The 22867-nt window shown below is 67.7% G+C and carries 28 protein-coding genes, 1 pseudogene and 1 riboswitch; of the genes and pseudogenes, 6 read left to right on the plus strand and 23 right to left on the minus strand.

The features are described 5' to 3' along the window. Positions 1-289: 289 nt before the first annotated feature. Positions 290-949 carry a hypothetical protein gene (locus CA984_RS46375; RefSeq protein ID WP_165781363.1) on the minus strand — a complete coding sequence of 220 codons (660 nt, stop codon included), beginning with the start codon at positions 947-949 and terminating at the stop codon, positions 290-292. Between the two features lie 305 nt (positions 950-1254). After that, positions 1255-1569, minus strand: coding sequence for a hypothetical protein (locus CA984_RS22305; protein ID WP_086575490.1), 315 nt, complete (start codon positions 1567-1569; stop codon positions 1255-1257). A gap of 127 nt (positions 1570-1696) precedes the next feature. Here CA984_RS22305 and CA984_RS22310 point away from each other — a divergent pair, with 127 nt between their 5' ends. Together CA984_RS22310 and CA984_RS22315 are read left to right on the plus strand one after the other, a co-directional pair. Beyond that, positions 1697-2089 carry a hypothetical protein gene (locus CA984_RS22310; protein ID WP_086575493.1) on the plus strand — a complete coding sequence of 131 codons (393 nt, stop codon included), beginning with the start codon at positions 1697-1699 and terminating at the stop codon, positions 2087-2089. A 248-nt stretch (positions 2090-2337) separates the two neighbouring features. Beyond that, complete coding sequence (locus tag CA984_RS22315) at positions 2338-2559, plus strand: transposase family protein (RefSeq protein WP_242676109.1); 222 nt, start codon at positions 2338-2340, stop codon at positions 2557-2559. A gap of 12 nt (positions 2560-2571) precedes the next feature. On the opposite strand, the gene CA984_RS22320 is transcribed toward CA984_RS22315, so the two are convergent. From CA984_RS22320 to CA984_RS47280, 5 genes are all read right to left on the minus strand, one after another. Then, positions 2572-3129, minus strand: a complete 558-nt coding sequence (locus tag CA984_RS22320; RefSeq protein ID WP_242676102.1) for a (2Fe-2S)-binding protein — start codon at positions 3127-3129, stop codon at positions 2572-2574. Positions 3130-3315: 186 nt separating this feature from the next. Beyond that, on the minus strand, positions 3316-4098 hold the full coding sequence (locus CA984_RS22325) for an ABC transporter ATP-binding protein (protein WP_207620984.1): 783 nt from the start codon (positions 4096-4098) through the stop codon (positions 3316-3318). After that, complete coding sequence (locus tag CA984_RS22330) at positions 4095-5093, minus strand: FecCD family ABC transporter permease (protein WP_086575541.1); 999 nt, start codon at positions 5091-5093, stop codon at positions 4095-4097. The genes CA984_RS22325 and CA984_RS22330 overlap by 4 nt, the downstream gene beginning before the upstream one ends. Before the next feature lie 59 nt (positions 5094-5152). Then, entirely contained in the window at positions 5153-6148 is a 996-nt protein-coding gene (locus CA984_RS22335) for an ABC transporter substrate-binding protein (protein WP_086575501.1), read from the minus strand. Between the two features lie 131 nt (positions 6149-6279). Beyond that, a riboswitch (cobalamin riboswitch) is annotated at positions 6280-6478 on the minus strand. A gap of 13 nt (positions 6479-6491) precedes the next feature. Continuing rightward, positions 6492-6698, minus strand: a complete 207-nt coding sequence (locus CA984_RS47280; RefSeq protein WP_207620985.1) for a hypothetical protein — start codon at positions 6696-6698, stop codon at positions 6492-6494. A 211-nt stretch (positions 6699-6909) separates the two neighbouring features. Here CA984_RS47280 and CA984_RS22345 point away from each other — a divergent pair, with 211 nt between their 5' ends. Then, the gene (locus tag CA984_RS22345; protein ID WP_086575507.1) at positions 6910-7656 is read left to right on the plus strand and encodes an alpha/beta fold hydrolase; all 747 of its coding nucleotides are present in this window, start codon (positions 6910-6912) and stop codon (positions 7654-7656) included. Positions 7657-7944: 288 nt separating this feature from the next. Here the strand turns inward: CA984_RS22345 and CA984_RS22350 are convergent, their stop codons facing one another. From CA984_RS22350 to CA984_RS22360, 3 genes are all read right to left on the minus strand, one after another. Then, a complete protein-coding gene (locus CA984_RS22350) occupies positions 7945-8154 on the minus strand; it encodes a hypothetical protein (protein WP_086575510.1) in 210 nt (69 codons plus the stop codon). A 171-nt stretch (positions 8155-8325) separates the two neighbouring features. Then, positions 8326-8580 (minus strand): dihydrofolate reductase family protein, encoded by a 255-nt coding sequence (locus tag CA984_RS22355; RefSeq protein ID WP_242676104.1) that lies wholly within the window; start codon positions 8578-8580, stop codon positions 8326-8328. A gap of 340 nt (positions 8581-8920) precedes the next feature. Then, complete coding sequence (locus tag CA984_RS22360) at positions 8921-9427, minus strand: pyridoxamine 5'-phosphate oxidase family protein (protein ID WP_242676105.1); 507 nt, start codon at positions 9425-9427, stop codon at positions 8921-8923. Positions 9428-9495: 68 nt separating this feature from the next. Between CA984_RS22360 and CA984_RS22365 the strand changes: the two genes are divergently transcribed. After that, positions 9496-9867 (plus strand): GNAT family N-acetyltransferase, encoded by a 372-nt coding sequence (locus CA984_RS22365; protein ID WP_242676106.1) that lies wholly within the window; start codon positions 9496-9498, stop codon positions 9865-9867. A gap of 561 nt (positions 9868-10428) precedes the next feature. On the opposite strand, the gene CA984_RS22370 is transcribed toward CA984_RS22365, so the two are convergent. The 7 genes from CA984_RS22370 to CA984_RS22395 all read right to left on the minus strand — a co-directional run bounded on the left by CA984_RS22370 (position 10429) and on the right by CA984_RS22395 (position 14912). Continuing rightward, positions 10429-10854, minus strand: a complete 426-nt coding sequence (locus tag CA984_RS22370; RefSeq protein WP_207620989.1) for a VOC family protein — start codon at positions 10852-10854, stop codon at positions 10429-10431. Between the two features lie 479 nt (positions 10855-11333). After that, on the minus strand, positions 11334-11636 hold the full coding sequence (locus tag CA984_RS45535; protein ID WP_133061743.1) for a hypothetical protein: 303 nt from the start codon (positions 11634-11636) through the stop codon (positions 11334-11336). A 37-nt stretch (positions 11637-11673) separates the two neighbouring features. Further along, on the minus strand, positions 11674-12240 hold the full coding sequence (locus tag CA984_RS22375) for a hypothetical protein (RefSeq protein ID WP_086575517.1): 567 nt from the start codon (positions 12238-12240) through the stop codon (positions 11674-11676). Between the two features lie 264 nt (positions 12241-12504). Beyond that, on the minus strand, positions 12505-12639 hold the full coding sequence (locus CA984_RS48780; protein ID WP_278249059.1) for a hypothetical protein: 135 nt from the start codon (positions 12637-12639) through the stop codon (positions 12505-12507). 150 nt (positions 12640-12789) lie between these two features. Next, entirely contained in the window at positions 12790-13443 is a 654-nt protein-coding gene (locus CA984_RS22380; protein ID WP_086575519.1) for a hypothetical protein, read from the minus strand. An 826-nt stretch (positions 13444-14269) separates the two neighbouring features. Then, positions 14270-14404: a hypothetical protein gene (locus CA984_RS48785; RefSeq protein ID WP_278249056.1), complete on the minus strand. Its 135-nt coding sequence runs from the start codon at positions 14402-14404 to the stop codon at positions 14270-14272. Positions 14405-14420: 16 nt separating this feature from the next. Next, a complete protein-coding gene (locus tag CA984_RS22395; RefSeq protein ID WP_086575522.1) occupies positions 14421-14912 on the minus strand; it encodes a MarR family winged helix-turn-helix transcriptional regulator in 492 nt (163 codons plus the stop codon). 57 nt (positions 14913-14969) lie between these two features. Between CA984_RS22395 and CA984_RS22400 the strand changes: the two genes are divergently transcribed. Then, the gene (locus CA984_RS22400) at positions 14970-15746 is read left to right on the plus strand and encodes an alpha/beta fold hydrolase (protein WP_086575524.1); all 777 of its coding nucleotides are present in this window, start codon (positions 14970-14972) and stop codon (positions 15744-15746) included. A 94-nt stretch (positions 15747-15840) separates the two neighbouring features. Here the strand turns inward: CA984_RS22400 and CA984_RS22405 are convergent, their stop codons facing one another. The 4 genes from CA984_RS22405 to CA984_RS46380 form a co-directional block, all read right to left on the minus strand. After that, positions 15841-16182, minus strand: coding sequence for an imine reductase family protein (locus CA984_RS22405; protein WP_086575526.1), 342 nt, complete (start codon positions 16180-16182; stop codon positions 15841-15843). Between the two features lie 39 nt (positions 16183-16221). Further along, positions 16222-16542, minus strand: a complete 321-nt coding sequence (locus tag CA984_RS22410; RefSeq protein WP_207620986.1) for a TetR/AcrR family transcriptional regulator — start codon at positions 16540-16542, stop codon at positions 16222-16224. A gap of 43 nt (positions 16543-16585) precedes the next feature. Then, positions 16586-18277, minus strand: a complete 1692-nt coding sequence (locus tag CA984_RS22415; protein ID WP_086575529.1) for a YncE family protein — start codon at positions 18275-18277, stop codon at positions 16586-16588. A 154-nt stretch (positions 18278-18431) separates the two neighbouring features. Further along, a complete protein-coding gene (locus CA984_RS46380; RefSeq protein WP_165781364.1) occupies positions 18432-18689 on the minus strand; it encodes a hypothetical protein in 258 nt (85 codons plus the stop codon). A 310-nt stretch (positions 18690-18999) separates the two neighbouring features. Between CA984_RS46380 and CA984_RS46385 the strand changes: the two genes are divergently transcribed. Continuing rightward, positions 19000-19776 (plus strand): neutral zinc metallopeptidase, encoded by a 777-nt coding sequence (locus CA984_RS46385; protein WP_165781365.1) that lies wholly within the window; start codon positions 19000-19002, stop codon positions 19774-19776. 217 nt (positions 19777-19993) lie between these two features. Here the strand turns inward: CA984_RS46385 and CA984_RS22425 are convergent, their stop codons facing one another. Both CA984_RS22425 and CA984_RS49305 read right to left on the minus strand, forming a co-directional pair. Then, positions 19994-21622 (minus strand): ABC-F family ATP-binding cassette domain-containing protein, encoded by a 1629-nt coding sequence (locus CA984_RS22425; RefSeq protein ID WP_242676107.1) that lies wholly within the window; start codon positions 21620-21622, stop codon positions 19994-19996. A gap of 466 nt (positions 21623-22088) precedes the next feature. Next, positions 22089-22301: pseudogene (locus tag CA984_RS49305) on the minus strand (recombinase family protein); the annotation flags it as partial. Between the last annotated feature and the right edge of the window lie 566 nt (positions 22302-22867).

The following is a 22867-nucleotide window of genomic DNA, read 5'->3' on the forward strand; positions in this document are numbered from 1 at the left end:
GGACTAAAGACTCCTCCACAACAAACAAGGCTTACGGCAGCGCGGCGGCGCCAATCGAAGCGATCATCAGTGCCCGAGCTGCCCGGGAAACGACGGCCCATCCGTTCCGGTCGGTTGCGACACACTGGACCCTCCGCGCCGCGGAAGGCAGTGACCGGTGGGACATGCTGACACTCTGCTCGCCATGGGCGGCGCCTTTCTGGCAGCCGCTGTCCTGGCTCGTCTCAGCAGCCGGATCGGCCTGCCGCCCCATCCCGCCGTTCATGCGCGCCGGTATCCTGCTCGGCCCTCACACGCCGGGCTTGGTCCTGGTGGAGGACACGCACGACTTCGAGATGATTAGCGTGCCGAGCACCAGGAACAGCGGGATGGTGATCGCCGGGCGTTCCTGGGCTCCGGTGGCGCCGGGTGGGGCCACCGCTTCGCGCACCGCCGACAGCACCTCACCGAACACGCCCGGCAGCCGCGCGGATTCGGCCCGGTGCGCCTCGCACAACGCCTCCAACTGGTCGCGGCCCTTCTTGTGGATGGCGGCCATGCGCTTGCAGGACATGGTCACCACCTCATCGCGGGTGCTGGTCCGCACGGTGTGCAGCAGGCTGATGATCAGCGTGAGCCGCTTGTCCTCTGCCGGCACCTTGCGCAGGTCGGCCACATCGGTGACCTTCGCCTCCCCGGTGAAATGTGCCACCTTGCCCGATGGCACGCCCTCCAGCCACTGCTCGGTCGGTCCCAGCGCGTCCAGCTCGCACAGGAACTCCAGCCGCGTTTTGAACTTGGTCAGCGAGACGGCTTGGGCCACGTCCTTCAGCTTGTCGAACTCGCTGCGCCGGCTGACCGGATCCACCAGCAGCAGCCGGGCCAGTCGCGCCCGCGCCGCCGCGTCCACCCGGCCCGCGACCATGCTGAACAGACCGGTATTGATCCCGGTGCGGATCGTCGCGGTCATCTTCTCCAACGACCAGGGCAAACAGCCGTCGTCACCGAATCGTCGTCAAGACCGTCTCTCTAGCGCCAAAATCCGGCCGGATCCTCCCCCGGGGCCAGTACGCGTCGCGTCGGTCTGGGCGCGGACCCGGCAGTCGTCGTCCTGGGCTGCGGCGAGCTGGGTGGCCAGGGTGTCGGCGCGGCCGCGCTGCCGTAAGCCTTGTTTGTTGTGGAGGAGTCTTTAGTCCATTGTAAATGATCTTGAATTTCGCCGAACGCCTTTACAATGTAGATCAATAATCTTCGCGTCCATATAGATAAGCCGTCCTAGATCCGATTGGCAACCTCGCCGATGAGGCGCAGGTGTGATCCCCGACATCGGGCGATGGCCTGCTCGGTGCCGGAGACGTCGAGCTTGCGGGCGGCGTAGGAGCGCGTCAGCAGGTTCTCGCCGATGACGTCGTCGTATTTGTCGATTCTCTTGTTGGGGATCAGGCTCGCCAGGTCAGCGGCGTCGGGGAGGCCGGATGCGGCCAGGCCGTCCAGCAGGTCCGCGGCCATCTGCGGCGGGGTGGCGCAGAGCAGCAGGGCGACACCGTAGCGGGCGACGTCGATGATCTTCGTGTGGGTGTCGATGGTCAAGATCCGCCGGCGAAGATGAGCAGCGCCCCTCGGGCGGGGAGTTCTCCAGCGGAAGGCTGCCAAGTGCCCGCCCTGCTGTGACGGTGCGGTACTCAGTCGGTACGGCGAAGGCGGCGTAGAAGGTGTAATGGTTGACCAGCCGCTCCCCCACCTCTCCGTGCAGCAGCAGGCCGTCGCTTTTCTGGCGGATGAGCCGTCCCGCGCCGAGGTCGCGCAGCAGGGCGGCGAACGTTGGTGCGTCGATTGCGCGAAACAATCCCTGGGCGCACAGGGTGCGGTAGGCGTCGGCCGGGGTGATGCCGCCGTGCTGCGCGATGAGGGACAGAAGCTGCTGCGCCGGCGTCGACAGGTGCAAAGCCGCCCCCTGGGGAGGTTCGTACCAGCGCTGCAGAAGTACTTCGATGGCCGCGACGGCCTGGACAAGCTGGGCACGGAGTTCATCGGCCGGGTGAATGGTGGGGGCCGGTTCGGGTTCGCTGATGTAGAGCCGCAGCGGGGTGGTCAGCCCCAAAACCCGTAGAAGCGACACCTGGCCGGTGGCTCACCGGTCGAGTTCGTCCCGGCCGAGCAGGTGAATCCGGAAATCATCGGCCGTCTGCCGGGCGTCGCGGGTGAAGGACCCGACGTCAGCGGTAAATCCATCATCCGATCGGCCCGGCGGCGACCGGCGGTGACATGCCACCGTGACCACACCATGATTGCGATGACGAGGCAGGCTCCCGCCGGAATGCCGATCCCAGCTACGACGTCGCCAGGATCGGCCTGTGCATCCCCGTCCGTCAACCCACCGACGGCAACGTCTTCGATGTCGCCACCCGCATCCGCGACATGCTGCTACGCGCCCTGCGCTGCCTGGGCGAACGCGGCTTCGCTCTCCTCACGCAACGCTGGCGCACCCTGCAGCGCATCACCGTCAGCCCCAGCAAGATCGGTGACATCGCCCGCGCCGTACTTGTCCTCGCCCATTTCGAGCACAGCAGACTCATTTAAAAGTCGCTGAGATCACCTCAGTGCGCAGTCATCGCATTTGGAACCGTCCGGCACCCGGTAATAAAGGCAGCACGTGGTGCGCCGGAAGGCCGGCTCAGGGGAGATGAGCGCCCCTTTCCCCGCCAAGTGGCCGCGAGCCAGCAGGTCGGCGACCAGGTCGGCGGCGGGCTCGGCCAGGTCCGGGCGGATGGCCGCTATCGCGCGACCGGCCTCGGCCAGGGCGGAGGCGGCGTTGCCGTACAGCAGGCCGGGGGCGACCTTCACCCGCAGGCCGGCCGCCAGCGGTTCCAGATGATGGCGAACCACCAGGTCGTAGAGCTGATCCGGTGATTCGTAGCGCCATCCAGCGGGGGCGGGCAGGCGGAGATTCGGGCCGTCGTCGGCGCGGTCCAGGCGGGTCAGGTCGGGCACCACCGCGTGGGTGAGCACGGTGCCCAGGAGCGGCGACCAGAGCCGCGCGGCGTGGCCGAGCTGGGCGATCGAGGCGCCGATGCGTAGTTCGCGGGTGCCGTACCTGGCGGCCGTCGCCTCCACCAGGTCAGCGAAACCGCGTCCGTAGTCGGATTTCACGTCGTGCCACCCGGCCGGGTCGCCGCCGACGCGCAGAGAAAAGAACGAGCCGAATCCGGCGACCGCTCCGAGGGCCGTCCGAATCGATTCGGTCGATGCCGATTCCATTACGCCGAAGCTCCATTCGTGAAAGTCGCACGGTAAACAAGCGGGAGGGCGGATCCGACTTTTCGTAAAATGGGGGGGTCAGTTCGTGACGCGGCTCCCTCCGGTTCGGAGGCTCACCTGCGGCACCCCTGTCCGCGGGTGGATCACCACCTCGGCGTCGACCCGGTAGACCTCGGCGAGCAGAGCGGGGGTCAGCACGTCGGCGGGGGCGCCGAGAGCGACGATGCGGCCGGCGTCCATGACGCAGATGCGGTCGCAGAACGCGGCGGCCATGTTGAGGTCGTGCAGGGCGACCACCGCGGTGACGCCGAGGCCGCGCACCAGGTTCAGCGCGTCGAGCTGGTGGCGCAGGTCCAGGTGGTTGGTCGGCTCGTCCAGCACCATCGTGGTCGGTCGCTGGGCCAGCGCCCGCGCGATCAGCACCCGCTGCTTCTCCCCGCCCGACAGCCGGTCGAAGGGCGCATGCGCCAGTCCGGCCACGTCGAGCCGACCCAGCGCATCGGCGATGATCGCCTTGTCCGCCGCGTTGTCGCCGTCGAAGGCCCGTTTGTGCGGGGTGCGGCCCATGGCGACGACGTCGTACACCGACAGCTCGAAATCACCGCCGCTTTCTTGGAGGACCGCGGCCAGCCGGCGGGCCAGCCGGCCAGCCGGCATGCGCCACACGTCCTCGCCGTCAAGCAGCACCCGGCCGCGGGTCGGCCTCCGCGCCCGGTAGAGGGTGCGCAGCAGCGTCGTTTTGCCCGCGCCGTTGGGTCCGGCCAGGGCGAGCATCTCCCCCTCGGCGACCTCCAACGAGACCTGGCGAACCAGGTCGCGGCCGCCGATGCGGACCGACACATTCTCCACGGTCAGTGTCACTTGGAGCGCCTCCGCATCAACCACAGGAAGAACGGCCCGCCGACCAGCGCGGTGATGATGCCCACCGGGATCTCCTCCGGCGCGATCAGGGTGCGGGCGGTCAGGTCGGCCACGATGAGGAAGGCCGCGCCGAGCAGCGCCGTCGCCGGGAGCGCCCGGCGGTGGTCGGCGCCGATCAGCAGCCGGACGACGTGCGGCATGATCAGTCCCACGAAACCGATGGCCCCGCTGACCGCGACGGTCGTGCCGATCATCATGGCGACCAGCACGAACAGCGCCGACCGGAAGCGGTGCACGTCCAGCCCGAGCGAGGCCGCGGCCTCCTCCCCCGCCAGCAGCAGGTTCAGCGGCCGAGACACCCCGATCAGCGCGACGGTCCCCAGCAGGACGGCCGCCGCCGGGATCCACACCACCGTCCAGGTGGTGCCGGCCAGGCCGCCCAGCATCCAGCGCACCGCCGCCTGCGTCTTGTGCGGGTCGTTGGAGGTCACCACCAGGAAGCTGGCCACGGCCGACAGCACCTCGGCCATGGCCACCCCGGCCAGCACCAGCCGCACCGTCGTCATGCGCCCGCCCGAGCGGGCCAGGAAGTAGACCGCCACCAATGCGGCCAGCGCCCCGAGGAAGGCCGCGATCGGCAGGCTGAACGCGCCGAACACGCTCAGGCCGAACACCACCACGGTCACCGCCCCGACGCCGGCGCCGGAGGAGACCCCCAGCAGCATCGGGTCGGCCAGCGGGTTGCGCACCAGTGCCTGCAGGGCCATGCCGCAGACCGACAGGCCCGCACCGATCGCCCCCGCCAGGACGACCCGCGGCAGCCGTACGTCCATCACGATGGTCTCCCGTACGGGGGTCCAGGTCGGTTCGGCCAGGGCGGGATGGAGGTTATGGAGCAGGATGCCCCACACCTGCCCGGCCGGCAGGGGCACCGACCCGGCCGCGATGGCCGCGGTGACCGCTCCCCCGAGCAGGAGCACGAGCAGGCCGATCATGACCGGGTAGGGCGGTCCCGGGCGCCGCGCCGACAGTACGGCGCCCGCGGTCGGTTCGATCACTTGAAGCGGTCCGCGTGCAGCTGCCGGGCCAGCGCCTCGACAGCCCCCGGGGCCCGCACACCGAGTACCACCGACGACAGCGGCAGCACCGCGAACCGCTTGTCCTTGATGGCCGGCACGTCCTTCAGCGCCGGGTTGGCCAGCAGGAACCTCTCCTTGTCGGCCACCGACTGGTCACCGTAGTCGTAGATGACGATCCAGTCGGGCGCGCGCTCGGCGACCTGCTCGAACGACACGTCGCCCCACACCTTGTCGACGTCGGCGAACACGTTCTGCGCCCCGGCCAGCTTGATGATCTCGTTGCCGACGCCCTTGCCGCCGGCGGTGAAGGCGGTCTTGTCGCCGCTGTCGTAGACGAACAGCTTGACCGGGGCGGCGTCGCCGAGCTTGGTCTTCACACCGTCGAGGGTTGCCCGCAATGTGGTGATCAGCGGTTCGGCCCGGTCGGGGACGCCGAAGATCTTCGCGACGTTGCGGATCTCGGTGTCCATCAGGCTCATGGACACCGCGCCTTCGGCGCACTCCTCGACGTTCAGATATGTCTTGATGCCGGCCTTCTGCAGGGCGTCCCGGCTGCGGCCCTCCTTCTCGTCGAAGGTGCTGTCGAAGCCGCCGTAGACGAAGTCGGGCTCCTCGGCCAGGAGGGCCTCATAAGCCGGGTACTCCTTCGAAACCACCTTGATGGCGTCGTAGGCCGCCTGATACTCCGGCAGCACCTTGTCGTCGAGGTAGGCGGTGCCGATCATCGACTTCTCCAGGCCGAGCGCCAGCATCACCTCGGTGGCGTGCTGGTTCATGGATATCGCCCGCCGCGGTGGCTGCTCGTACGTGCTTGTCACGCCGCAGTTGTCGAGGGTGACCGGGAAGCCCGCGGGCGCGGAGGCCGCCGGAGCGGGAGCCGGGACGTTCTCAGCCGGGGCGCCGCCGCAGGCGGCCAGAACTCCGGATACCAGGAGGGCGAGCAGGAGGGAGGTGGGGCGTCTGCCCGTCATGAAGTGTTCCTCTCACGGAATCTGCACAACGGGGCGGATCTGAAAGAGGGAATGCCACAGGGCTTCTCGGCGCGACCACCGGCTCGACGGGCACGAGAGCCCACTCCTCTCCGGGGAAATCCGCCCCAGTTCATCGAGGAGGCGACCGCGTGAGTCTCCTGGCTCTCGGGTCGAGGCTCGTCCCGGCCTTCCCACCCGTTGTCCGGGCAGTGGCTCGTTCGGGATTCGCTCGCCGATCACAGTGGCGGGACCGCGCCGGATTCACACCGGCTTCCTCGTTCCGCGCTCGCCTACGTCGACCATGCTCGCACACCACCCATCAACGACAAAGCGCACACACCCGTCAGGCCCGGTGAGCCGCCCCGCGTTCGACGGGGGCACCGGCGCATACCTCGTGGAACACCTGGACGAGGACCTCCGCCCCTCGCACCACGCGAGGTCCGGGCCTGTTGAAGTACGCCGGGCCGTCAAGAGCACCGGAGTTGCCCGCGTCGATGACGAGAATCCCGGCGGCGGCCGTCATCTCGTTCCCGCCGGTGAACGCGATCATGCCGACGGCGATGCACCCGAAACCAGCCGCCGTCGCGTGCGCGCGGCGCAAGCGGAGGGCCGGGTCAGGCGCAGGCTTTGCTTCGACCTGTCGACCTGTCGACCTGTCGGCCAGATCGCTGGAGTAGGCGGAGTCGGCCCAGGCCGGCGTGAGCGGAGGGTGAAGGAGTGGAGCCGCAGCAGCAGGTTGCAGGCTTGGTAGCATCTGCCCGATGACGATTGCTTATGACATTGGCGGCGATGGGCCGGTGGTGCTCCTCCTGCACGCCGGGGTGTGCGACCGGCGGATGTGGAACGATCAGTGGCAACCGCTGATCGATGCCGGATTCCAAGTGATCCGTTGCGACCTGCGCGGTTACGGGCAGAGCCCGCTGCCTGCCGAGCCGTACAGTGATTGCGAGGATGTGCTGGCTCTCCTGGACGGCCTGAGCATCGACCGGGCGTCGCTGGTCGGCGGTTCCTACGGCGGGAAGGTGGCGTTGCGGGTCGCCGCGAGCCGTCCCGAGCGAGTGGAGTCGCTGGTTCTCCTCGCCGCCGCTCTGCCCGGGCGCGAACAGAGCGCTGAGCTACGCGCGCTGGAAGAGCGCGAGGAGGCGCTGATCGAGGCGGGTGATCTCGCAGGGGGCGCGCGGCTGATGGCCGAGAGTTGGCTGGGGCCCGACGCTGGTGAGGACGCCCATCAGGCGGTGCGTGAGATGCAGTTGCGTGCCTACGAGCTGCAATCGGCTGACGGGCTCGCCGGGCCGGTCGAGACCGAGGTCGATCCGGCGGATATCAAGATGCCGTGCCTGGCCGTGTCGGGCGCGTACGATCTGGCTGACTTCCGGCAGCCCGAAGCCGTCCTGCCCGCCGCGCGCCACGTCGAGCTGCCCTGGGCAGGCCACCTGCCGAACATGGAACGGCCGGCCGAGGTCACCGAACTGATCATCTCGTTCCTGCGCGAGACACTGCACGAGTAGGTTCCCGGAACCGACTTCGGGCCAGGCCGTTCTGTGCGCGCCACGGAAGCGGTGGGCCGAGCTGCCCTCGGGTGGCTGGTACGTGCTGCCTTGCTTGTCTGACTGCTGACTACGCATGCGGGAGTGCACGGCCTCGAGCGTCGCCACGAGCGGAGTGGTTGTGTTTCGACCGGTCAGAGGCGGGTTGCTCAATCTTGGGAGAGTGCTTCTGGGCCCGCCTCCAGAAACAGTCAACAGAAGGATGTGCACCCGGTTCAACCAGATGGAGGAGAAAACCGCCCCGCTGGGTCAACATGATCGGTACATGACCATCAGCCTGCTGGCCCTCGCCGCGCTGGCGATCGTCGACAGCACCAGCTTCGGGACCCTTGGCATCCCCGTCTTCCTGCTGCTGACCTCGAACCGGTCGCGGACGTCGCGGCTGCTGAGGCCGAACATCAGTTGCGGGCCTGTCGCCCGGCTCGACGGCGTGAACCTGATCTCGCCTGCGACGCACATTCCCGCAGGAAGGTGTTCCGCCGCAGCAGCCGGAGCTGTACGTCGGCGCCCTACGGACCTTCGTGGGTTCACCGGACGGCCGGAAGCCGGTAGCGGAAGAGCGGACGCCAGCCGATGCCCAAAACGAATAGCATCGCCGGCGTGCGATTCTTCGAAAACGCGGACTTTCGCTTATTTCTTGATCACGTAGCGCAGGACTACCACGCCGCTTTCGAACGAGGTGGCCTCGATCAGCTTCAGGTCTTGCCGATCCTCGAAAATCCGCGTTCCCCTGCGGCGTAACGCCGGGCAGACGAGCAGGGTGATCTCGTCGACGACGCCGGCGTCCAGCAGGGAGTGCATGAGTTTCAAGCTCCCCCACAGCCAGATGTCATTGCCGCTCTGCTCCTTGAGCTCCCGGATGGTGGCGGCCGGGTCGCGCGTCACGGTCGCGGCGGGAAAGTCACCCCAGGGGGCGTCATCCAGCTTCGACGAGGCGACGAACTCGGTGAGGTCGTTGAGCTTCTCGCCGTACTCCCCCTGCTCGTCGGCGTACGGCCGGTAGTCCTTGGCCTGGGCGCCGGTAGTGCGTGAGCACCAGGTACTTGACCATCATGTTCTCCTCCGTACAGCACGCCCATCGTGGCCGTGTTCACCGCGGGGACGAAACCACGCGCGGGTTCTCGACATCCCACCGCGACATTTCCTTGCGGACTGCACAGACTCCGAGTACCGCGGTGGGGATACGGCGTGGGCAATCCACCCCATGCGAGCGACCGCCCGCCGCTCAGCCGCGCTGACGCTCCTCCCGCTGCCGGACCAGCTCCTCGACCGCGCTCGGCAGAGTCGTCTCGAAGTCGATCAGCTTCGCCCACGTCGGGGTCACGACGATCCGGACCATGCCGTCGTGGTAGAGGGAACACACCTCCGCCTCCCACTCGACCCGTTGCTCGGGCGTCATCTCGTAGGTGCTGGTCGCCTGGAGATATTCGTCCGGGATGCCATCGACGAAGTCCAGCTCGGCCCGGCCGCGGATGAGCAAGATCTTGGGCGGGTGCACCTCGGTGTCGATCGTCAGGGCAACCGTCGGGTTGTTGCGCAGGGCCGGGAGCTTCGGTGCGTTCTTCGTAGTGCACATGACGATCTCCGAGCCGTTCCAGGTGAACGCGATCGGGACATTGCGGGGTGTGCCGTCCTTGGCGACGTAGGCCAAGCGGGTCAGGTCGCGGGCCAGCAGTTCCTGGCTGATCGGTCGGTTCAGAACCTCGGTGATTTCGTTCGGTTGCACGGTCATCTCTTTCATTGTGCTCTTCCGCGTAATGGGTCATGACGTTGCGTAATCTTCGGTCAGGTGTGTCGGCCGTGTTCGAGTTCGAACAGATGGCGCTTGGTATCGAGACGCTCGATGGTCAGAAGTTGATCGGATACGTCGCCCTTGGTGAGACTGACTTCGTCCATGGAGAAGCCACCCTGCAGAGCGTCGCCATCGGTGAGCGTGACCATTGGGGTGGCGGATACGGGAGGGATGCTGTCCGGGTGATCTGCCGGTACGCATTCGAGGAGATGGGCTTGCATCGTGTGATGCTGTGGGTGGTCGCGGACAACGTTGCGGCGGTGCAGGCGTACAGGAAGGTCGGTTTCGTCGAGGAAGGCAGGCGTAGAGAGGCGTTCCGTACGGGAGGAAAGCGATACGACTACCTCATGATGGGCCTGCTGTCCTCAGAGCTGAGGTGAGCTGAGCCCGCACGCCGCGTGGCGCCAGGATCAGGGCCCCGAGCTCAGCCGGCTCCGGTTCTGGTCCTGCCGATCACCCCGGGAGCCGGAGCGTCCCATGGCTCTTTGCGTAGTGGCGATAAAGGACGTGATGTCCGGTTCGCGGGGGTGACGGGTGCGAGGTCGGCTGGGTGAGCAAGCAGGCACGGACTTCGGTTGCTGTGGAAGCAGGTCCCCATCGCTATCCCGTGACGCCGGCAGGCCCAGCAACCGGGAACCGGGAACCGGCCCGCCCGGCCAGCGCGAGCCGCTCCGGCATGCGCCGCAGCAGGGCGGCGCTGCGAGCATGTCGCCTGGCCAGACCACTGATCGGCTCGGCGAACGTCCGTACCTCGCACCCCGGGCTACCGAATGTCAGACGACGTACGGTCAGGCTGATGAGGACTTGGCTCCCACCAGGGGGCACACCTGACCTTAACATTACGCAACGTCATGACCCATTACGCGGAAGAGCTCATTGTCGTTTTCTTGGTCCGTCCAGCGGATCGTTCTGGTTGGTCGCAGATCGGCCGCGACGGGCTGTTAGCTGAGCTGCTCGGCCAGCGCGACGATGATCCCCTCGGGGCCGCGGACGTAGCAGAGCCGGTAGCTGTCCTCGTACTGGGCCAGCTCACCGACGAGTTCGGCGCCGTGAGTGCGCAGGCGGGAAACGACATCCTCGATGTCGTCGACGGCGAACATGACGCGATGCATGCCCAGCGTGTTGTGCGGCGGGTTATGCGGTCTGGCGCCGATCGCCGCGGGGGTGCGGTATTTCGCCAGTTCCAGCCGGCCGTGGCCGTCTGGGGTCCGCATCATCGCGATGTCGCAGCGGACGCCGTCGAGTCCGACGGTGCGGTCCGCCCAAAGGCCCTCGATCTGCGCTTCGCCCTCCAGCTCCATGCCGAGTTCTACGAAGAACGCAATGGCGGCCTCAAGGTCGTCGACGACAATGCCGACGTTGTCCATCCGCTGGAGCGTCATGGTGGTTCTCCTTCTTCGTCTTCGTCGCGTGGCCCGTTGTGGCCACTGGTGTACCTGGGACGGAGCCGGCACCACGTTCTCGACATTGGGAAGCGTGCTGATTTCTGGCTCCTGCTTCCGGACCCGGACGGCCCCGATTTCACCTGTTACGCGCGTGATCTGAGGTAGGCCTGCGCGATTCAACCGACGTGGGACCGTCAGCCGAGCTGGTCCGACAGAGCGACGTCCGTGCGGGCGTACACCAGGGGGGCGAGCGCGAGGCCGTTCAGCGTGGTCGAGGCGACCTGGGCGCACGAGGCGGTGAACAGCAGCGTGAACTCGCGGGTGCGGAACAGTTCCGGCTCACCCCGGAGGCGAACTGCTCGCCCGCCGCGCCGCAGAGATCGTCGGCCGGGTCGACGCCACCGGCGCCGACCCGGCCGCCCAGGTCGGGATGCGGACCTGCCGGGTCCGACTCACCGCCTTCAGCTCCGCTCTGAGCGTCCTGGTCCCCCGGCGCCGTGGCCCTGCGCGAGTCGTACCCGAACATCGCACTGCACCTCGGCGACGCCCATCCCACGGCCGCTCGCCGGATGCTGCGCGAGGGAGCGGCCAAGCGGTGGTGGCCTGCTGTGCGTGAGTGGCAGCGGGGAGGTGTTCTGGCTGGAGGCGGGAGCGGCTGTGGTGCGCGCGACGGTCTGCCGGTCGGTGGTCTGCCGGTCGGTGGTCTGCCGGTCGGTGGTCTGCCGCCACGAAGCAAGGATGTGCAGGTTGGCGACGCAGACCATGAGCGCGACCAGAATGGTCTGCGCGACGCGGCCGCTGTCAACAATTGAGGGCGGCGGTGGTCTGGGGCCGGCCCGTGGCGGGATCCAAGGCTACGGGGAAGGTTCGCCCGTCGGCCACCCGGATCTCAACCGAACTCGGCCCTGTCCACTTGACCGAGTCGAAGGCGTCGTCGGGGACGTCGTCGTTGAAGCAGCCGAGATCCCACTCCTTGCTGAGCAACCCGCCGTCCCTGCGGACGCTGAGCCACATCACCATGTCCGGCCCGAGACCCGCCAGCGACTGCTGGAGCCGGATCCTGTACGGGGCCGGTCCGTCGACGGAGCCGACCTCCTCGGTAGAGGCGAACGTAAGGGCGACCCACCCCCCGAACAGTGCGGCACTCGCGCCCAGCCCGGCAAGGACGACGATCACGACGCGTAGCCACATCCATCGGAGCCCGACGGCGGCCAACGCCATCAGGAGGCAGGCCAGCACACCGAGCGCGAACGGATGGTTCAGATGTTCCCTCAAGAGCACCAGGTCGGAGTCGTGGAAGTACACCAGAGCTGCGAGGCCGCCCGCGCCGAGCGAGACGGCCAGCAGCATGAGCGAGCGAGGAGGCATCGCGGATCCCATCGGTGAGGTGCCATCGAGATCATGACAGCACCGCGGTGCCGTAACCGCGGAGTGCACGGAAACTCGACGAAACCCGCACAACCTCCCGGGTGCCAATAGCCGCTGGAGTGGAACGGCCACAGGTCGCGATCCGCGCTGCCGGTAGATCTTCGTTCTCGCCGCTGCCCGTTAGGCGCCTTGGCGAGCGCCTCCGGTTCTTCCGACTGAGGTCGGCCAGCAGTGCTCGCACATGCTGAGGATGAAAGCTGGGCGTTACGGCGGTTCGAGGGCCAGCCCGGTCTCATCGACGATGAGAACGCCGCCGCCGCCGAAGTGCTCGATCACGTAGGAGCGTACGTCGTCGCGGACGGCGTCCCAGCGTGCTGTGCGCAGCAGGCGCTGCGGCACTCTCGCATCAGAGCAGGTCAGGAGGGATCTGGCTGACTTCGCCGCCGCGGCGCGGGCGCTGGGCTCCTCCAGGCACACCATCTCCCGCTCGCGCAGACAGGCTTCACCCAGTTGTACTCATCCGCGGCTGCCGATCAAACCGGCAGGAAATCAGGGGCGCAGCAGGGGACGTCCTTCAAGCGCGGCTTCCCAGATCTTTTCCGAGGCATCTTCAGTGTCGCCGTCCAGGAACTCGGGCAACAGGATGTCAGCCGCATCGTTCGCGTCGGAGTGTTCGAGGTAGTCGCTCTTGGACACACGCAGCCGACGGGCCTTCAGGTCATCGACAAAGGTGACGTCGCCTCTGTCCCATGTTTCGAGCCACGCGCCCGCAGATGCGGCACCGTGTACGACGAACATTCCCGCGTCGGAGAGTTCTGTCATCAGCAGGCCCCCGACGGTGAGCGAGCCGCCGATGAACAGATTGCTGTCCATGAGGCATATCAGGTGCTGCGCGGTGACCGAGCCGGTGATATAAAGCGGCGTGTAGACGTCTGCGTTCAAAAAGCGCATCGGCCCGTTGACTGTCAGGTCGCCATCGATGACGTAAACGGTGTCCTGCGCCAGACCAGGATCGTTCCCTATCGACAAAGGCCCGTCTACGGTGAGGTCACCCTGGTGAACGAAGAAGCACTCTGGTTCGTCCCCGAAGAGTCCTTCCAGGTCCTCCACGTGGTTGTCGCTGGCTTTGCAGATGTCGTAGCGCTCTACTGCCTCGGACAGCGGTACTGATTCCCAACGTGTGCTCCACTGTTCGAAAGACACCTGACTCCTCGCGTTCTGTCCGATCCCGGTCGCTGTGTCGCGGGCCGCAGCACAGCGAAGGCGATCCAACGAATCTTGCCACTCTGTCACGGGCGGCATCAGTAGAACTACGCAGTCCAGTCCCTATCTCTGGATGGGTACCCGGAGGGCAGGCCGCGGCAGGGCGGGAGTCCTGCCCTGTCGCGGGTCGCGCGGCCCAGGGAGCGGTGGCCACTGGCCGTCCGGGGTCCGGGCGGGTCACGGCGTACGACTCGGCATGCGGCTGCGGGTCACCCATCAGGCCCCGAGCCGAGGGGGACACCTCACGCTTTCATCGCAAGTCCCTTATCGTGGCGGGTGGTTGGGATGCCGAGGGAGACAGGTGCCCGGCGTGTCAGGCGGGCTGCGTCGGTTCGTTTGGTGCGGACGAAGGTCAGGGTCATGTCGATGCCTTCGATCTCGCTGAGCCACTGCTCTTCCTCGGCTCACTTGCGGCGGAGGATCAGTTCTGTCTCGATCTCCGCGAGTCGGGCAGCATCCTCGGGTTGACCTGCAGCATCGGACATCGGATGCAGGCTTCTCCGAACCAAGGCCGGTCTTGGCGTTCCGTTCAGAGTTGATGCGGTTGATGCGTCTGTGTTGCTTCGCGTTCGGCTGCGAACCCGTCGAGGAGTCGGAGAAGGACCTTGATCGCGTGCCTGTCGTCGTCGGGTGGCAGGTCCCAGTACGTGTTCCAGCCGTCTGGGAGCGCGATGTGCAGGACTTGGCCCGGCCAGACGTGGTTGCAATCGCGGCCCCGGCGGGCGACGAGCCACTCCGGCCAGTCGGCGAGACCCTGCCCACCGTGTCAGATCGCGCTTTGGTCATAGCCGTTCAGGAACGCGGTGATCGTGTGGAAGGAACTGTTGCCGACGAAGATTCCGGGGTGTTGGCCGACGCCTACGAAGTACTCCCGTTCGCTCATCTCCGCGAGGGGCTTCATCTGCCCACAACAGAGATCATTCTGTTAGCGGCTCTTGGTCCACGTCGACATGGTCGAGGAACCGGAGGAGGCGCGAGAGCACCCGGATGCAGGTGTCGATCTCGGTGTCGCTCAGATCGCCGCCGGCCTGGCGTAGCACCGCGCGCTCGCGGTCGATCACGGCGATGATGGCGGCCCGGCCCTCCTCGGTCAGCCGGATGAGCGAGGACCTCTTGTGTGCCGGGTTAGGGACGGACTCAACCAGGTTCCGCGCGGCGGCGTCGTTGATCATGCGCTGCACGAACTGGCGGCTCAGCGCCTGGGCCCGGCCCATCTGGGGGACGGTCATGGGCCCGTGCTCGCAGAGCATGTTGAGCACAGCCCGTACCCCGACGGACAGCCCCTCGACGGGCGCGTCCTGCTCCACCTTGCGTTGGGCGCGCCGGTACAACGGCCCCACCAGGTTGAATACCTCGGCGAGCCGATCGGCTGGCTCATTGGGCGCCAGGTTGCGGTCTTTTTCGTTCACCCCCCCATAATGACACCCGGGTTGTCATTATGGGTCGATAATGACACCCTGGTTGTCATGAATGACCTGTTCTGGCTCGACACCGGCGCCGGCCGGCCCCTCGTCCTGCTGCACGGCGGTTTCCTGGACCACGGCATGTGGAACGACCAGATTCCGTTCCTCGCCTCCCGGTACCGCGTCATCACACCCGACGCCCGTGGTCACGGCCGGTCGGCCAACGCCACCGAGCCGTTCCGGCCCACCGACGACCTCGCCGCCCTGCTGCGTCACCTCGGCACCGGCCCCGCGATCCTGGTGGGGGTCTCCATGGGGGCAAGCGTCGCGGTCGACACAGCGCTTGAGCACCCGGAACTGGTCAGCGCCGTGGTCGTCAGCGGCGCCGGGACCAGTGAGCCGTACTTCACCGACCCCTGGACCATCCAGACCATGACCGCGTGGCACTCGGCGATGGCCGTCGGCGACCTGGACGCCTCGGTCGAGGCGTTCACGCTCTTCGCCGCGGGCCCGTACCGCACCCTCGACGATCTCGACCCGAGGCTCGTCGCCCACCTGCGCCGGATGACCAGGGACACCATGTCCAAGCACTCCGCCGGCGAACCCAACCTGCTTGTCCAGGTACGCGACACCTGGGAGCGCGTCGCCAAGATCGGTGTCCCCCTGCTGGCGGTCAACGGCTCCGTCGACTCGCCCGACCACATCGGCATGGCCGAACGCCTCGCCCGCACCGTCGCCAACGGCCGAGCGATCCCGGTCGACGGGACCGCCCACTATCCCAACATGGAGCGTCCGGACGCCTTCAACGAGATCCTCGAAGGCTTCCTGCGCACCCTATGACCCCACGGACGGTGGCCACCGCCCGCACTCTCAGCGTGCAGACGCGCGCGAACGTCGTGGACGTGGACTTGGACGACACCGCGTCGTCGACCACTTAACGGGGGTTGAGGATCTCGGCGACGCGCATGAACCCGTCGGTGTCGTGCCCCAGCCCGATGGCGCGGCGGGCCAGGCGCCCGGCGGCGCGCATCAGGCTGGCGTCGATGCCGTGCCCCTCACAGGTGTGGACGATGTGGGCCATGGTCGACACCGTCGAGGTGATCGGGTTGACGCCCGCGGGGTATCCGCCGTTGCCCACGTCCTTCATACCCTGCAGGAAGGGCGGCGGCAGGATCACTGCGACGCCCCGGGCGAATGGCGCCAGCCCATGGGCGGTGGCGCGCAGCAGCCGCTCGACGCTGTAGCTGCTCATGGTCGCGCTGGCCGTCACCGGCATTCGCGCCTGATCGGCAACCGGTTCCCATTCCGGCGGCGCCTAACGCCGCCGATATCTGGTGACCTTGGCCGAGGTTTCCGGATCAAGCGTCATGCACCGCCCACCGCCCATACCGGCTGGACAAGCAGCCGTCTCGCTGTTGGACGACATCCACGCCTCCTTGACTGGAGGCTCGTTGATCGCGCCAGCGGTCGCGTCGATCAGCAGATGGTCCAGGCTCGGAAAGTACATGTACACCGTGCGGCGGGACACGTCGGCGGCGGCCGCGATCTCGTCGATGGACGGTGTCGTTCCGCCAGCGCTCAGGCGGACCCCCATGGCTGCCTTGGTGATCTGCAGCCGCTTGGCGTGGGAAAGCACGGGTGACGGCGAGCCGGGTCGCCGTCACCCGGGCGTCGGGATGCTACGCGGACGGCTGGAGGACGGTGACCACGTGGGTGGTGCTCGCTGACTCGATGGTCGAGTTGCCGAGCAAGTTGACGGTGTACGTGTGTTCGCCGGCCGTGGTCGGCGTATCGGAGAAGCTAAACGACCCGTCGGCGGCGGGGACCAACTTCACCAGGCCCTTCGAGGTGACGGCGCCATCCGGGCCAACGACCTTGCGCGAGACGGTGATGATCGTCCGCGGGAAGGCGATGCCGTCGGCGCCGAAGGTGCCGCTGAAGTCGAGTCGCTCGCCGACGTTGCCCGTCGCCGGTCCGGTCACGGTGAGCGCCGGCTCGTACGAGGCCACCGTGACGGTCACCGAGGAGCCGCTGCCCCGGAACCATGAGTTGCCCGGCCAGTACACCTGATATTTGAACGCCCCGACGGACGGTGGGGCGTCGGTGAACTGGTAGGTCCCGTCCGCCGCCGTGCTGATCTCCTGGAACGGCCTGGAGGTGCCGTCGGGGAGCCAGCGGTACAGTTCGAGCGTCTGTACGCCCGGTGGCAGTCCGCTGCTCAGCGTGAGTCGTCCGCTGAGGGTCGACTGCTTGAGCGCGGTCACCTTGGAGGGAGCCGTCAAGGTCAGCGTGGAGGAGTGGTAGGGCGAGGGCGGCAGCCGCCAGAGGTGCATCCGCCCGGTGCCGGGCTCTTTCAAAACCGCGAAGGTGAGCGTGCCGTAGAACTCGATGCTGCCCGCCACCACCGCCTTCCCCTGGTGGGCGGCTGTGTAGATGACCTCCGCGGTGGTCGCGTCGTACACCACGAGCTCCGCCGCGTCGCCCGTGGAGGAGTTCCAGCCGCCCACGACGTAGGCGCCGTTCGGGCTGGCCGCCACAGCGGTGGGGAGGCCGTGCTCGCCGAATCCGCTGCTGTCGTAGGCGCGGCCCTGAGTCAGGGCTGTCGTGTCCCAGGCGTCGAACCGGCGGGTATCGTCCAACGCCGACAGCGCCGCCGATCCGTACTCGGCGAGTGCGAGATCCCGCAGGGCCGGCAGCTCGTTCGCCTCTCCGCGGATCTCGCCGCGCGAAGTGGCAGGCGTGGTGCTGATGTCGTACACCTTGACTGTGGCGGGGCTGGCTCCCGGCTCTCCGGCCACCAGCGTGTTCCCGGCGACGGCGACGAGCGGAGCCTGGGTCGTGGCCGGCCCGACCCGGACGGGGGTGGGTGTCGCCGCCGCCGGAATGAGGCCGAGAACCCCTCCCTCTCCCGCTTCGCCGCAACCGAATCCGATCCACAGCCGGTCGTACGCCTGCGCCAGACTCGACGGGCACGGGTACGCGGTGAGGTCGATGCGCTTGGTGATGGCGAGCGTGGTGGTGTCGATCTCGATCACTTCATGCGAATCGCGCAGCGCCGCGTACACCTTCCTGCCGGTCTCCGGCGAGGCCAGGGCGACAGCACCGGACAGGCCGGGGATCATGTTGATGACCTTGCCGTCGATGGACGCGACCACGATCTGGTCGCCGGCGGCGACGAAGACCTTGCTGCTGCGCGCCACCACGTCTCCGCCCTTCCCGGTGACGCCGAGGTCGGTGACGGTCGCGGCGGCCGCGGCGGTCGCGGCGGTGGGCGCGTGAGTGACGAGCAGGGCCGCCGCCAGGAGCAGGGTCCCGGTCCAGGCGACTAATCGGCGGGACAGAGGAGCACGGGCAGAGGTTGGTGGGCGCACAGGCACTCCGTTCTGGAGGGGAAGGGGAGAGTCGAGCACCCCGGCATGACTACGGGACCCGCCACCGCTGACGATCTTCGTAAATCGAACACATATTCGCATAGTGTGGGATTGCCGTCTAGAGCATCGGCCAGTTCGGCGGCGGAGGCCGCGTTCACCGCCAGCGTTCACCGCCAGCGTCCGCCGCCACGTCTCGGGGGGCGGCCTCGGCGACGGCTTCGACGGGAGAGATGCCCGCGCAATGCACCAGCGCCTGCACGTCCTGCAGTTCTCCCGCATCCTCCAACGCTCCCCCGGCGGCGGCCGGCGTCCTGGGTCCGGCCGGATCCGCCTCGATCCCGCGCACGTCCAGCCGCCCGACATCGCGCTCCACGGCGATCACCCGATGCCCTGAACGGGTCACCACCTGCATCGAGGTGACGACGAGCCCCCGAGCTGTCGTGTTCCGCACCGAACGAAAGAAGGCGACCACGGACGTTGGTGACGGCGAGTCCCCGCCTGTTCTGGCATTCATCTGGCACGTGGTCCAGGGAGGCTGTGGATCGGCGGTTGTTTCCGATCGGCATCGAAACGGTGCGTTTCTCGCTTCTGGGATCCCCCTGCACTATCCGGTCGTCGTAGAGCTCGAATCGTGCCGAGCGTCGCCACACACTCCGGCCTCGCCAAAAGCCGTTTCGCAGTTGTTTACAGCGATCTCAAGAAGATCAGTAAGGTTTGCTGCCATGCGTACCCTCCTCGCCGCCCTCATGGCCGGCGCGCTGTTCAGCCTGCCCCTCAGCGGGACCGCCCACGCGGCCCCCGGGACCTCGGCGGTCCTCACCGGCAACCCCCTCTACAAGACCGGCACGATCCCCCCGCAGACCTGTGAGGAGCCCGCCTTCACCAGCGCCAGCCACGACGGCGCACGCCTCTACGTCATCGAGATGTCCGCCTGTCTCGACCGGGTGTGGTCGGCGCAGGTGCGGAAGGCGGGCTTCACCTGGACCAAGCCCAAGGTCGTGGTGTCGCACAAGGACCGTGTCAAGACCGCCTGCGGCCCCTACTACCCCGGCGACACCTTCAGCCTGTACTGCATCGGCACCGGGACCATCTATCTCATGGTCACCGACTCGGCCCTGAGCAATGAGCTCAACCACCCGCGCATGCTGGAAAGCCTGGCGATGGGCTACTCCTATCACGTGCAGCAGCTAGGCGGCATTCTCCGCGAGCAGCTGCGGGCCGAGGCGAAAATGTCGAAGAAGCAGCGATGGACGCTGAGCGCGAAGGTCTCCCTGCAGAACCTCTGCCTCACCGGGGCCTTCCTCGGAAGTGTCTGGGACTCTCTCTCCCACACCAAGGCCTACGGCACCGACCTCATCATCGACTGGAAGTCGGTGGAAGGCGACCACAAGGAGCAGGGCAAGGCCAAGAACCGGGTCTACTGGGAACAGCGCGGCTTCGACACCCTACGGCCCGGAGCGTGCAACACCTTCACCGCACCGGCGGGACGAGTCGCCTAAGACCTGCGAGGGGTCCGGATCACGAGGTTGCGGATCCGCCTGCACGGTGCGGTCTGGCTCTGGTAGAGCACAGCCCACCTGATCGACACCAGCGGCGGATCCCACCGGCCGGCCGGGGCCCCGGCCGGCCACGGCGTCGTCCATCCGACGACCGGCAATGGCTCTGTCTTCCCGCGTCCGGACCTGTGGTAGTCGGGCCTCCACCGGTGGCACGACTTCAGCGGGCACGCTCGACCCGAGCTTCGTCCCAGACCGGTTCGCTGCTCTCGTAAACGGTTCCGTCGGCACCGAAGATGAGAAAACGGTCGAAGTCGGCGGCGAACCAGCGGTCATGGGTGACCGCCAACACGGTGCCGGCGAAGGACGCCAGCCCCTGCTGCAGGGCCTCGGCACTGGCCAGGTCGAGGTTGTCAGTCGGTTCGTCGAGCAGCAGCAGCGTCGCACCCGACAGTTCCAGCAGCAGGATCTGCAGCCGGGCCTGCTGCCCGCCGGACAGGGTCTCGAACGGCTGATTAGCGGCTGGTGCGAGTTCGTAGCGGGCAAGCGCGGCCATGGCGTCGTTCAACGTCAGAGCATGCCCGGCCGTCACCTGCTCGGCGGGGGTGCGGCCGTACAGGTCGGGCCTGGCGTGGGTCTGCACGAAGTGGCCGGGCACAACCCGGGCGCCCAGCCGTACGGAACCGCTGTGGCGTACCGAGGGGACCGCGCCGTCCGCCGCTTCGGCGAGCGATCGCAGGAAATGAGATTTGCCCGAGCCGTTGGAGCCAAGGACGCCCACGCGTTCGCCGTACCAGATCTCGGTGTCGAAGGGCCGCATCAGAGCGGTGAGTTCCAGGGCTTCGCAGATGACGGCGCGTTTGCCGGTCCGGCCGCCGCGCAGCCGCATCCGGACGTTCTGCCGTTTGGGCGGGCGCTCGGGCGGGCCCGCCTCCTCGAACCGTGCCAGCCGCGTGCGGGCTGCACGGTAGGCGGAGGCAACGGCGTCGTTGTTGGCCGCTGTCTGCCGGAGGGTCCGCACCAGGCGCTTGAGTTTGGTGTGTTCCTCGTTCCAGCGGCGGCGCCGTTCCTCCAGTCGGTCGATGCGGTTCTGGCGGCCCTGGGCGTAGGTGGCGAAGCCCGCGCCGTGGACCCAGACGCCGCGCGACTCCACGGTCACGATGCGGTCCGTGGCGTTGGCCAGCAACTGTCGGTCGTGGGAGACCAGCAGCACGGTCTTGGAGGTGGCGCGCAGCTGAGCTTCCAGCCATAGCTTGGCGGGCACGTCGAGGTAGTTGTCCGGCTCGTCCAGCAGCAGGACCTGATCAGGTCCGCGCAACAGGGCCTCCAGGACGATGCGTTTTTGCTCGCCGCCCGACAGGGTGCTCACCGGGCGTTCCCGGACCGCGTCGTAGGGCAGGCCCAAGGCCGCTGTCGCGCAGGTGTCCCACACCACCTCCATGTCGTAGCCGCCGGCGTCGGCGTAGTCGCTGATCGCCTGCGCGTAGGCCAGTTGCATCGTCTCGTCGTCGCATTCCGCCAGCGCCGACCCCGCCCGCTCCAGGCCTGCGGCGGTGGCGCGGACCCGGTCGGGTGCAACTGACAGCAGCAGATCATGCAAGGTCCGGTCGTCGCGGACGCTGCCGATGAACTGCCGCATCACCCCCAGCCCGCCCGAGCAGACCACCCGGCCGTCTTCCGGTTGCAGATCTCCGGCGATCAGTCGCAGCAGAGTGGTCTTGCCCGCGCCGTTCGGCCCCACCAGCCCGGCCTTGACACCGTCGCCGATGCGGAACGACACCTCGTGAAGAAGCAGCCGCCCGTCCGGTAGCACGTGGGTGAGGCGGTCCACCTCGATATGTCCCGCCACCGTGTTCCCCCTTGCCGGTCGATCGCCTGCCGGCCAAGGACAGGACCGTTGTTCTAGTGACCGGATCATTGATCCGGTGCTCGAACACCATACTAGACTTGCCTTCGCAAGGACGAGGAGGACCGCATCGGAACGAAACAGTCAGGAACCGGGGGTGAGGGACCGGCGGACAGCCGTTACCGATGAGAACGGTCCTGCCAGGGGGCGAAGGCAGAAGCGGGATACGGGCGGGATAGCTGCCGGTCAGCGTCCCGCGAGTGCCACGTAGGCGGTGGAGCGGCCAATTTCGAGGTGCCGCCAGCCTCGGTGATCGAGACACCGTCGCCGGCCGGACGGCGTAGTGTGGCCGGCTCGGCGGGACCGATGACGCGCGGCCGGCCGGTCTTCTTCCTGCCGGGCAGCACGGCAGCGGTGGCCTCACGGCGCTTGGCAACGGCGACCCCCTCGACCTGGCGCTGGCTCGCAGCTCCAGCTCGTATTCCGCGGCGGCGGCCAGGACCGCGAACATGAAACGGCCCTCCTCGGCGCCCAGATCAAAGTTCTCCGTCAGCGGCACCACGGTGATGCCGCGGTCGCGGAGCTCGTTGACGGTAGTCAGCACGTGCCCCGCCGAGCGACCCCACCGGCCGGACTTCCAGAACTTCAGCGTGTCGCCCGCCTTGGGCAGCGCCAGGAGCGTCTCCCACGCCGGTCACGCGACGAGGACCGGGTCCACCTCGCCACCCAGTCATCGGTGAACGGGGTGCGCGACATCGAGACCATGGACCAAGTGGCCGCCGGCCAGACCGACGGGGAGCAGTTCCCCCGCCCCGGATCGGCGATCCGGGACATCGTCGTCGCGCAGCACGACAGGCAGCAGCGGTCACGCCCAGATCCACCAGCGGCTCGGGGAGGTCGATGCGGGGCGACATCACCTGGCAGGCGCAGGAACGGCCGCACCGTGTGGTGCTTCTCCACCAGTGCGGCCCGCATCACCGCCACATCGCCATCCGCGCCCTCCCGGTCGACCAGGCCGAGCTGGTCGACCGGCACACGACCCGCCTCGTCCCCTCGCCGCGGACGGCGACCGGGGCGCCGGCTTCACCTTCGGCCCTACCTGGTTCCTCGACGGCATCCAAGCCGGCGTCAGTTTCTCCAGTGCCGGCGGCGCCGCCGACGAGGCACCACGAAGCCCGCAGACCACGCCCGCCGATGAGATGGCGGGATCACCGGGCAATCACGGCTAGTGATCTGCTCCTTAATGAG

The sequence above is a fragment of the Streptosporangium minutum genome (genome assembly GCF_002149035.1).
GTDB lineage: Bacteria > Actinomycetota > Actinomycetes > Streptosporangiales > Streptosporangiaceae > Streptosporangium > Streptosporangium minutum.